We start from the raw sequence: 10,347 nt of genomic DNA, 5'->3' as shown, positions 1-10,347 counted from the left end.
GGGGGGGGGGGGGGGGAGGGGGGGGGGGGGGGGGGGGGGGGGGGGGGGGGGGGGGGGGGGGGGGGGGGGGGGGGGGGGGGGGGGGGGAGGGTTTCTTTTTGGGGAGGGGAAACGCCGCCCAGTGCCCGGCCGCCCCCATGGCCGGGCACTTCGTTTCCGCCCGCGGCCGGGCACCGCCCTCTGCGTCATGCTGCAGCATTCCGGCATTCTCAAAACTCCTCCAGCAAGTCCGCGTCCACCCGCACCGGTGCCGCCAGCAGCAATTGCGCATAGCCCTTGCCCTGCGGATCATTGCGCAGGGACGACGTGCCGCCGCCGCCCAGCGCGCCGTGCAGCAGGATATTCATGGACAGGCTTCCTGGCAGATAAAACCGCTCCATCCGGCCCTCCCAGAAATGCCCGAACACCCGGCGCAGATGGGCCTCGTCCAGCGCCTCCCAGATCCAAGGCATCACGTCGGGCCTGCGCGCGATCACGCCGATATTGGCAATGTCGCCTTTGTCACCGCTGCGTGACCAAGCCAGGCGCATCAACGGCACCTCCATCACCCGCGCCGCTTGCGGCATAGGCGGCGGCGCAGGCGGCTCTACCATCTGCAGCGGGACACCTGCGGCTGCCGGCACGGCGCTGTGGCCCGCAGCGTCCCATACCGTCACCGGCATCTTGGGCAGCAGGCAGGAAAACAGCGCCAGCACCGGCGATGGCTTGGGCCGGGCGCCCGCAAAGCCGCTGAGCCCCGGCGGCGCTGACAAACCCAGGCCGACAGCCTCCTTCAGGAACACCCCCACCCCGCGCGCCTCCTTGTGGCGCACAGCGATCTTGGCCGCCACCTCCCGCGCGGGTCCGCTCTGCCGCAGCCCGCCGAACTGGCTTTCGCTGCCGATCAGCTCAATACACACATCGCTGAAATCCGGCAGCTTCACCCCCTGCAGCACGTCCCGCGACCGGGCCAGCGCCGCCTTGGCAAAGGCCCGCGCCTTGGCCTCGGCATCAAGGCCATAGAAGGTAAAGTATTGGCCGCCGCGGAAACCATCCTGCCAGGTGATACAGATCTTGCAGGTATCCGGCACGCCGCGCCCCCTGGCACCGGCCACCCGCACCCGGTCCGGCCCGGCCTCCGTCAGCGTGACCCCGGAAAAGTCGCAGACCACATCCGGCAGCACATAGGCTTGCGGATCACCGGTTTCATACAGAAGCTGCTCCGCCACCGTCCCGCGCGCAACCAGGCCGCCGCTGCCTGCAGGCTTGATCACATCAAAGGAGCCATCCCCGCGGATCTCCGCAATGGGATAGCCGATCCCGGCCATGGTCCCGCCCACATCCTGCCAGTCGGTGAAATTGCCGCCCGTGGCCTGTGGCCCGCATTCCAGGATATGGCCCGCCAGGCTGCCGCCCGCCAGCAGGTCCAGATCCCGCGGCCTCCAGCCGAAGTGATGGATGCAGGCGCCAAGCGTCACCGCGCTGTCAACGCAGCGCCCGGTCACAACGATATCCGCGCCCCGGTCCAGCGCCGCAGCAATGGGAAAGGCGCCGAGATAGGCGTTGATGCTGGCAATCTTCTCCAGCGGCGGGAACGGCGCACCCGTAAACATGTCCCGCGGCGCGGCCTCCGCCAGCTCTGCAGCCCGCCCGAGCAAGTCATCACCTGCAACCACCGCCACCTGCAACTCCAGCCCCTGCGCGGCAATCTCCCGCCGCAAGGCCGCGGCGCAGGCCTCTGGGTTCACCCCGCCCGCGTTGGAAATGACCCGCACACCCTGCCCCGCAATCCCGGCCAGGTTCGGCGCCATCGCTGCCGTCACGAAATCGGCCGCATACCCGGCTTGCGCGTCCTTCGCACGCGCCCGCGCCAGCACCGCCATAGTGATCTCCGCCAGGTAGTCGTAGACGAGAAAATCCAAGCCCCCCGCTGCCAGCAGCTGCGGCGTGGCCAGGGACGCATCTCCCCAGAACCCGGCAGCTCCGCCAATGCGCAGCACCTGTTCCATCGCTCCTCCTTCCTGCTGGCGGCCCATAAGTTACTATAGACCATTTCCACCGCCTGACGCCCCTGCCCTGTTGGAGCCTCCGCCGCGCCAACAGGGCAACACTGACCCCGCGCCCGCTCCATTAGCGTTACAGAATTGTCCAGGCTTTCAGGATTGAGTTACATTTAACTTGCCGCGAATCATCTTCCGGCGTATCACCGACCCAACGGTCGGCTTATCCTGCCGCCGCCACAGGAGACGCGAACACCCATGGATGCTTTCATCTGCGATGCCACCCGCACCCCGATCGGCCGCTATGGCGGCGCGCTGAGCCAGGTGCGCACTGATGACCTTGCCGCCCTGCCGATTGCGGCGCTGGCGGCGCGCAACCCGGATGTGGACTGGGGCAGCCTGGATGACGTCATCCTGGGCGATGCCAACCAGGCCGGCGAAAGCAACCGCAACGTGGCCCGCATGGCGGCGCTGCTGGCAGGCCTGCCCACCTCTGTGCCCGGCACCACCATCAACCGGCTCTGCGCCTCCGGCATGGATGCGGTCGGCATGGCGTCGCGCGGGATCAAGGCAGGCGATTATGACATGGCCATCGCCGGCGGCGTCGAAAGCATGAGCCGCGCGCCTTTTGTGATGCCCAAGGCCACCTCCGCCTTCACCCGCGCCAATGCGGTCTATGACACCACCATCGGCTGGCGCTTCGTGAACAAGAAAATGCACGAGATGTACGGCACCGACTCGATGCCGCAGACCGCGGACAACGTGGCCGAGGACTACGGCGTCTCCCGCGAGGATCAGGATGCATTCGCCGCCCGCAGCCAGGCCCGCTGGGCCGCCGCGCATGAGGCGGGCATCTTCCAGGACGAGATCACCCCGGTCACCATCCCCCAGCGCAAGGGCGATGACCTGGTGGTGGAAACCGATGAACACCCCCGCCCCGGCACCTCGGCCGAAAAGCTTTCGGGCCTCAAGGGCGTGAACGGCCCGGACAAGAGCGTGACAGCAGGCAATGCCTCCGGCGTCAACGACGGCGCCGCGGCAATCCTGATGGCAAATGAGGCCGCAGCTGCACGAAACGGTCTGAAACCGATGGCCCGCATCGTCGGGATGGCCGCCGCAGGGGTTGAGCCGCGCATCATGGGCATCGGCCCGGTGCCCGCCACCCGCAAGGTGCTGGCCCGCACCGGCCTGACCATCGAACAGATGGACGTCATCGAACTGAACGAGGCGTTTGCCAGCCAAGGCCTGGCCACCCTGCGCGAGCTTGGCGTTGCGGACGATGCGCCCCATGTTAATCCCAACGGCGGTGCAATTGCATTGGGCCACCCGCTCGGCATGTCCGGGGCGCGGCTGGTGCTGACCGCCGCTTACCAATTGCAGCGCACCGGCGGGCGCTACGCGCTCTGCACCATGTGCGTCGGCGTCGGACAGGGCACCGCCCTGATCCTGGAACGCGTGTAACGATTACCCGAGGAGGTCCCAGACATGTATGCTCAGATGATCAAATCCGAAGCGACCCAGGACGATCCGGAAAAGCTGGCGGCCTTCCAGGCGCGCATCGACGCCGGCGAGAAGATCGAGCCCAAGGACTGGATGCCCGAAGGCTACCGCAAAACGCTGATCCGCCAGATCGGCCAGCACGCCCACTCGGAAATCGTCGGCCAGCTGCCTGAGGGCAACTGGATCACCCGCGCGCCCACGCTGGAGCGCAAGGCGATCCTGCTCGCCAAGGTACAGGATGAGGCGGGCCATGGCCTGTACCTGTATTGTGCGGCGGAAACCCTGGGCGTGTCGCGCGACGAGATCACCGAGATGCTGCTGGACGGGCGCATGAAGTATTCGTCGATCTTCAACTACCCGACGCTGAACTGGGCCGACATCGGCGCGGTCGGCTGGCTAGTCGATGGCGCGGCGATCATGAACCAGGTGCCGCTGCAGCGGACCTCCTTCGGCCCCTACTCCCGCGCGATGATCCGCATCTGCAAGGAGGAAAGCTTCCACCAGCGCCAGGGCTATGACGCCATCCGCAAGATGGCCGAAGGCACGCCGGAGCAGAAGAAAATGGCGCAGGATGCGCTGAACCGCCTCTGGTACCCGTCGCTGATGATGTTCGGGCCTTCGGACAAGGACTCGGTCCATTCCGCCCAGTCGATGGCCTGGAAGATCAAGATGAACACCAACGACGAGCTGCGCCAGAAGTTCGTCGACCAGACCGTGCCGCAGGCCGAATACCTTGGCCTCACCATCCCCGATCCGGACCTGAAATGGAACGAGGAGCGCGGCCATTACGACTATACCGACCCGGACTGGAGCGAGTTCTTTGACGTAATCAAAGGCAACGGTCCCTGCAACGTCGACCGCCTCGCCGCTCGCAACAAGGCCTGGGACGACGGCGAATGGGTGCGCGACGGGCTGCTGGCGCATGCCAAAAAGAAAGCCGCGCGCAAGGTGGCCGCGGAATGAAAATGCTGCGTTCCATGCCTATTCTGCAGGTCCGCGATGTCGAGCAATCGGCGCGGTTCTACCAACAGCTGGGCTTCAGGACACAAGGCATCTGGGACGACCCGCCAACCTTTGCCATCGTGCAGCGCGGCCAGATCAGCCTGGGGCTGGACCGCTCGGAAAGCAGCGAAGTGCCCGCCAACCAATGGTGGGCGGCATATCTCTACGTCGACGATGCGGATGCAGCCCATGCCGGGTTTGCGCAGCTTGACCTGCCGGAAATCACACAGCCCGAAGACCGTATCTACGGCTGCCGGGACTTTCACATCACCGACCCCGACGGCCACCGGCTGGCCTTCGGACAGGACCTGAACCCTGAGCCATACGGACCCGGACTGGGCCCGGACAGCAAAGCGGAGGAATGAACATGAAAAACGAATGGCCCCTCTGGGAAATCTTCATCCGCGGCCAGCACGGCATGAGCCACCGCCACGTCGGCTCCCTGCATGCGCCTGACGCCGAAATGGCGATCAAGAACGCCCGCGACGTCTATACCCGCCGCAACGAAGGCGTGTCGATCTGGGTGGTTGAGGCGAACAACATCTCCGCCTCCTCGCCCAGCGATAAGGGTCCGCTGTATGAGCCGTCGGAGAGCAAGGTCTACCGCCACCCGACCTTCTTCGACATCCCCGACGAAGTGGGGGCGATGTAATGACCCGCGACGACGCATTCACCCAGTTCCTGCTGCGGATGGGGGACAACACCCTGATCCTCGGCCACCGGGTCAGCGAATGGTGCGGCCACGCGCCGGTGCTGGAAGAGGACATTGCACTCGCCAACACCGCGCTCGACCTGATCGGTCAAACCCAGATGTGGCTGGGGCTTGCGGCAGAGGTGCAAGGGGAAGGTAAATCCGCCGACGACTTCGCCTTCCTGCGCGACGCCTGGGATTTCCGCAACGTGCTGCTGATGGAAGTGCCGAACGGCGACTTCGGCCGCACCCTGATGCGCCAGTTCCTGTTCGACGCCTGGCATTCGATCCAGCTGGGCCGCCTGATGAAATCCTCGGACGAACGGGTCGCCGCAATTGCCGAGAAGGCCTCGAAAGAGGTTGCCTATCACCTGGAGCGCTCCGCCGATACGGTGGTGGGCCTGGGCGACGGCACAGAGGAAAGCCACCGCCGCATGCAGGAGGCGCTGGACTATCTGTGGCCCTACGTGGGCGAGATGTTCCAGTCCGACGAGGCCGACGCCGAAATGGTGAAGGCGGGTATCGCGCCCGACCCGGCATCCCTGCGCGAAGAATACGACGCCCTGATCTCCCGCATCCTGGGCGACGCGACGCTGACCATCCCGGAGAGCCGTTTTGCCCATAAGGGCGGGCGCACCGGTGCGATGCACACCGAACACCTGGGTCACTTGCTGACCCAGATGCAATGGCTGCAGCGCGCCTATCCCGGCGCCAAGTGGTAAGGCCACGGCCGAAGAATTGAGGGCACCCCCGGCTTCATGCGGGGGTGAGGCCCGCTTCCGTGAAGGAGGCCGGGCGGAACAGCCAATGAGGGTAACCGCATGAGCCAAGTGACAACTCAGCCAAGCATCGCCCAAGTCTGGGAATTGCTCGATGCCGTGCCCGATCCGGAAATCCCGGTGATCTCGCTGGTGGATCTGGGCATCATCCGCGATGTGGCCTGGGAGGGTACGACCCTGGTGGTCACCGTTACCCCGACCTATTCCGGCTGCCCGGCCACGTCGGTGATCGCCATGGACATCGAAACCGCCCTGCGCGGCCACGGCATCACCGACCTGCGGCTCAAGACCCAGATCTCGCCCGCCTGGACCACCGACTGGCTGTCGGAAAAAGGCCGCGCCAAGCTGGAAGAATACGGCATTGCCCCGCCCCAGCCCGCTGGCGGCCCCGAAAAATGCCCGCATTGCGGCAGCACACATGTCACCAAGGTCAGCCAGTTCGGCTCGACCCCCTGCAAGGCCCACTGGCGCTGCCAGGACTGCCTCGAACCCTTTGATTATTTCAAGTGCATCTGAGGAGACCCTGATGGCGCGCTTTCACGACCTTGAAGTCACCGACATCCGCAAAACCATCCGCGATGCGGTGGTTGTTACCCTGAAGCCCGCAAATGGCACGGCTGAGGAGTTCGATTTCACCCAAGGCCAGTACCTGACCTTCCGCCGCGACTTCGACGGCGAGGAGCTGCGCCGCAGCTACTCGATCTGCGCGGGCAAGGATGAAGGCATTCTGCAGGTCGGCATCAAGCGCGTCGACGGCGGTGCGTTCTCGACCTGGGCCAATACCGAGCTGAAGGCGGGTGATACGCTGCAGGCGATGGCGCCGATGGGCAGCTTCTTCACCCCGCTCGATAGTGCCGCCGAAAAGCACTACCTGGGTTTTGCCGGCGGCTCCGGCATCACGCCGGTTTTGTCGATCCTCAAAACCACGCTGGCGGCGGAACCCAATTCCTCCTTCACGCTAGTCTACGCCAACAAAGGCGTGAACACGATCATGTTCCGCGAGGAGCTGGAGGATCTGAAGAACCTCTACATGGGCCGTTTCAACGTGATCCATGTGCTGGAAAGCGACGCACAGGAAATCGACCTGTTCACTGGCTTGGTGACAGAGGAGAAATGCGCCCAGCTGTTTGAGCACTGGATCGACATCCAATCGGTCGACACCGCCTTCATCTGCGGCCCGGAGCCAATGATGCTGGGTATCGCCAGCGCCCTGCGTACCGCAGGCCTTAATGACAGCCAGATCAAATTCGAACTCTTCGCCTCCGCCCAGCCGGGCCGCGCCAAGCGCAAGGCCGCCGCAACGGATGCGGCCAGCAGCGCCAATCAGACCAAGGCTGCGATCACGCTGGACGGTGCCACCCAGACCATTGAAATGGGCAAGGACATGACGCTACTGGACGCGGCGCTGGAGAACGCGATGGACGCGCCCTACGCCTGCAAGGCCGGGGTCTGCTCCACCTGCCGCTGCAAGGTGCTGGAGGGCGAGGTCGAGATGGTCGCCAACCACGCGCTGGAGGATTACGAGGTCGAAAAGGGCTATGTGCTCTCGTGCCAGGCCTATCCGGTCACTGACAACGTCGTGGTCGATTACGATCAGTAAAACCTGCCCAAGGGAGAACGGACCATGACTGACGAGATGAGCATTTCCAGCTATTTGGCCCAGGGCGGCGTGCTGTCCAACCCGTCCAATGTGCCGCCGCGCTACCGCGCTGAACTGATGAAGATGATGGCGACCTTTGTCGACAGCGAGCTGGCGGGTGCTGCGGGCTTTGCCGACATCATCAACGAAGGACCAGGCATCAAGGCGCGCATCGCCGCTGCGAAAATCGTGCTGGAAAAATCCGACAGCGCCGAAAAGGTGCTGCGCATCATGGGCGATTTTGGCGCCGACACAGAGCGGTACGCCGACCACCACCCCTGGACTGCGCGGCAGGAACGGGGCGCCGACATCGGCCAGACCCGCACCAAGCACGACATGCGGCTGGCGGTGTTCAACTACCCGCTGGAAGGCTGGGCCGACGCGGTGGTGATGAACCTTCTTATGGGCAGCGCGGTTGCGGTTCAGCTGGAGGAGCTGAGCCATGTCTCCTACCAGCCGCTGGCCGAAGCTTTCCGCATTATCCAGCCGGTTGAGGCGCACCACGCCGAACTGGCCGAGGAAGGCCTGATGGTGCTGGTGGAAGCACAGGGGCCAGATACCCTGCAGGAACTGGTCGGCTATTGGTGGCCGCGGGTCGCGGCAAGCTTTGGCTTTGAGACCTCGCAGAAGTTCGAGGGTCTCAAATCCATGGGCCTGCGCCGCACCCCGAATGCAGAGCTGAAGGCGCGCTGGGAACAGGCCGCCTCTGCCGTTCTTGCCAAGGCCGGACTGAACCCCGCCGCCTGATTTCCAGTGGAAACACTCCCGCCCGGGCGTCAGCGCATCACAGATGCGCAGGCCCGGTTGGGCCCGGCGCGCCTGGCGGCGCGCTGGCCATGCCGCGCTGCCAGGCTGTGCAAGTCCGCAGGGAAATGGTGCGGCGCTGCGGAATGGAACCTGCACCGCGCCGCCTCCATATTGCTGGAAACAAGCAATTGGAGACCGACATGAGCACCGGCACCGGCACCACTCACCTGCCCGCAGGCACCCGCATCGGCCATGTCCACCTGAAGGTTTCGCACCTGGAGCGGGCAATCGCCTTTTACAGCGGCGTACTGGGGTTCGAAGTGACCCAGCGGCTGGGCGGCTCTGCCGCCTTCCTGTCGGCAGGCGGCTATCACCACCACATCGGCCTCAACACCTGGCAGTCGCGCGGCGGCCCCGCTCCGGCGCCCAGCATGACCGGCCTCTACCACACCGCCATTTTGCTGCCGGACCGCAAAAGCCTCGCTGCTGTGCTGCGGCGCGTCCTGAATGCAGGCATCGCGCTGGAAGGCGCCGCGGATCATGGCGTATCAGAGGCCATCTACTTGCGCGATCCGGATGGCAACGGGGTGGAACTCTACCGTGACCGTCCCGAAGCAGACTGGCCGCGGGGGCCGGATGGCAGCCTCGCCATGGGCACGGAAGCCCTGGACCTGCACGCTTTGCTCGCGGAGGTTGAGTAGGTCAGTACTACTGCCCGAATGTTTCGCGCGCGAAACATTGGGTCAAAACTGCTGACCCAATGGACGCGGCGTCAAATTACGCGCCGCAGCGGCGCAACCTACTGCGAACAAACAGAAAACGCGCCTCCAACGCATTCTGAAAGGCATCAGCAGACGATGCCGGGTCTAGACCTCAAACCTTTCCCTGCCTACCGTTGCGGCAGACAGAAGGAGGCAGAACATGGCTGTGGGCAAGACGGTCAGGACCTATTTTGAGGGCAGCTGGCATGATGGAAACGTCGCAGTCATGCGGGCCGCGGATCACGCGATGTGGCTGGGCTCGTCCGTGTTTGACGGTGCGCGCTTCTTTGACGGCAGAACACCTGACCTGGACCTGCATTGTGCCCGCACCAATGCCTCGGCTGAGGCGCTGATGATGTCTCCCACCCACTCAGCGGAGCAAATGGCGGAAATCATCCGCGACGGGCTGGAGGGGTTTGCCCCCGCCGCCGCGGTCTATATCCGGCCGATGTACTGGGCTGCCGATGGCGACGAAACGCTGATTGCGCCCAAGGCGGACAGCACCCGCTTTGCCGTCAGCCTGGAAGAAATCCCGATGGCGGCCCCTGAGGCCTCCGCCACGCTGACCCGCACCCGCTTCCGCCGTCCGGTTCTGGAAAACGCGGTGGTGAATGCCAAGGCAGGCTGCCTCTATCCCAACAACGCCCGGATGCTGCGGGAGGCACGCAGCAAGGGATTCAGCAATGCACTGGTGCTGGATGCCATGGGCAACGTCGCCGAAACCGCCACCACCAATGTCTTCATGGTCCGCGACGGCGAGGTGTTCACGCCAATCCCCAACGGCACCTTCCTGGCAGGCATCACCCGCGCCCGCCACATCAGCAACATGCGCGCCGACGGTATTACCGTACATGAATGCGTGCTGGGCTATCAGGATTTCGAGGAGGCCGATGAAGTTTTTCTTTCCGGCAACCTGAGCAAAGTGACACCTGTCACGGCGTTTGACAGGTGCCGCTACCAGGCCGGTCCGGTCGCCAAACGGGTGCGCCAGCTCTACTGGGACTGGGCCGCCAGCCAAAGATAGCCCTTCGGCCCGGCACTGCCAGCAAAGGCTCCCGCCCGTTCCGGGGTTTCTTGCGAAACCCGCTGCACTGTTGGGCATGGCACCGTGCGGCTGCACGGTGCCGGGGGGGGGGGGGGGGGGGGGGCGGGAAAGAAGAGAAAAAGGGGTGTTTGGGAGGAAAGGAGGGACTGTGGGGGGGGGGGGAGGTGGCCCCCCCTCACCCCAAGAAAGACGTGCTTGAAAAAG

Annotated in this window: 11 protein-coding genes; 10 read left to right on the top strand and 1 reads right to left on the bottom strand. The window is 64.9% G+C overall.

What is annotated here, in order from left to right; translation table 11 throughout:
- Nucleotides 1-209 precede the first annotated feature (209 nt).
- Nucleotides 210-1,988, bottom strand: a complete 1,779-nt coding sequence (locus ACXAHG_RS23005; protein WP_475061095.1) for an acyclic terpene utilization AtuA family protein — start codon at nt 1,986-1,988, stop codon at nt 210-212.
- Nucleotides 1,989-2,237: 249 nt separating this feature from the next.
- On the opposite strand from ACXAHG_RS23005, the gene pcaF reads away from it, so the two are divergent.
- The 10 genes from pcaF (at nt 2,238) to ACXAHG_RS22955 (ending at nt 10,122) form a co-directional block, all read left to right on the top strand.
- A complete protein-coding gene (gene pcaF, locus ACXAHG_RS23000) occupies nt 2,238-3,440 on the top strand; it encodes a 3-oxoadipyl-CoA thiolase (protein WP_475061092.1) in 1,203 nt (400 codons plus the stop codon).
- 24 nt (nt 3,441-3,464) lie between these two features.
- Nucleotides 3,465-4,442, top strand: coding sequence for a 1,2-phenylacetyl-CoA epoxidase subunit PaaA (paaA, locus tag ACXAHG_RS22995; protein WP_475061089.1), 978 nt, complete (start codon nt 3,465-3,467; stop codon nt 4,440-4,442).
- Nucleotides 4,439-4,846 carry a VOC family protein gene (locus ACXAHG_RS22990; protein WP_475061086.1) on the top strand — a complete coding sequence of 136 codons (408 nt, stop codon included), beginning with the start codon at nt 4,439-4,441 and terminating at the stop codon, nt 4,844-4,846. Before paaA ends, ACXAHG_RS22990 begins: the two co-directional genes overlap by 4 nt.
- Before the next feature lie 2 nt (nt 4,847-4,848).
- Nucleotides 4,849-5,133 (top strand): 1,2-phenylacetyl-CoA epoxidase subunit PaaB, encoded by a 285-nt coding sequence (paaB, locus tag ACXAHG_RS22985; RefSeq protein WP_039130972.1) that lies wholly within the window; start codon nt 4,849-4,851, stop codon nt 5,131-5,133.
- Nucleotides 5,133-5,894 (top strand): 1,2-phenylacetyl-CoA epoxidase subunit PaaC, encoded by a 762-nt coding sequence (gene paaC, locus ACXAHG_RS22980; RefSeq protein WP_475061083.1) that lies wholly within the window; start codon nt 5,133-5,135, stop codon nt 5,892-5,894. Before paaB ends, paaC begins: the two co-directional genes overlap by 1 nt.
- Before the next feature lie 99 nt (nt 5,895-5,993).
- Nucleotides 5,994-6,467, top strand: coding sequence for a 1,2-phenylacetyl-CoA epoxidase subunit PaaD (paaD, locus tag ACXAHG_RS22975; protein WP_475061080.1), 474 nt, complete (start codon nt 5,994-5,996; stop codon nt 6,465-6,467).
- A 10-nt stretch (nt 6,468-6,477) separates the two neighbouring features.
- Nucleotides 6,478-7,551 (top strand): 1,2-phenylacetyl-CoA epoxidase subunit PaaE, encoded by a 1,074-nt coding sequence (gene paaE / locus ACXAHG_RS22970; protein WP_475061077.1) that lies wholly within the window; start codon nt 6,478-6,480, stop codon nt 7,549-7,551.
- A 24-nt stretch (nt 7,552-7,575) separates the two neighbouring features.
- Nucleotides 7,576-8,337 (top strand): Phenylacetic acid catabolic protein, encoded by a 762-nt coding sequence (locus tag ACXAHG_RS22965; RefSeq protein ID WP_475041603.1) that lies wholly within the window; start codon nt 7,576-7,578, stop codon nt 8,335-8,337.
- A gap of 200 nt (nt 8,338-8,537) precedes the next feature.
- Nucleotides 8,538-9,038, top strand: a complete 501-nt coding sequence (locus tag ACXAHG_RS22960) for a VOC family protein (protein WP_475061075.1) — start codon at nt 8,538-8,540, stop codon at nt 9,036-9,038.
- A 220-nt stretch (nt 9,039-9,258) separates the two neighbouring features.
- Complete coding sequence (locus ACXAHG_RS22955) at nt 9,259-10,122, top strand: branched-chain amino acid aminotransferase (RefSeq protein WP_475061072.1); 864 nt, start codon at nt 9,259-9,261, stop codon at nt 10,120-10,122.
- Nucleotides 10,123-10,347: the final 225 nt, after the last annotated feature.

This window comes from Leisingera sp. ABD4_442, from assembly GCF_056160905.1.
The sequence above is the reverse complement of the archived record's forward strand: the minus strand, read 5'-3'. Positions and strand labels throughout refer to the sequence as shown.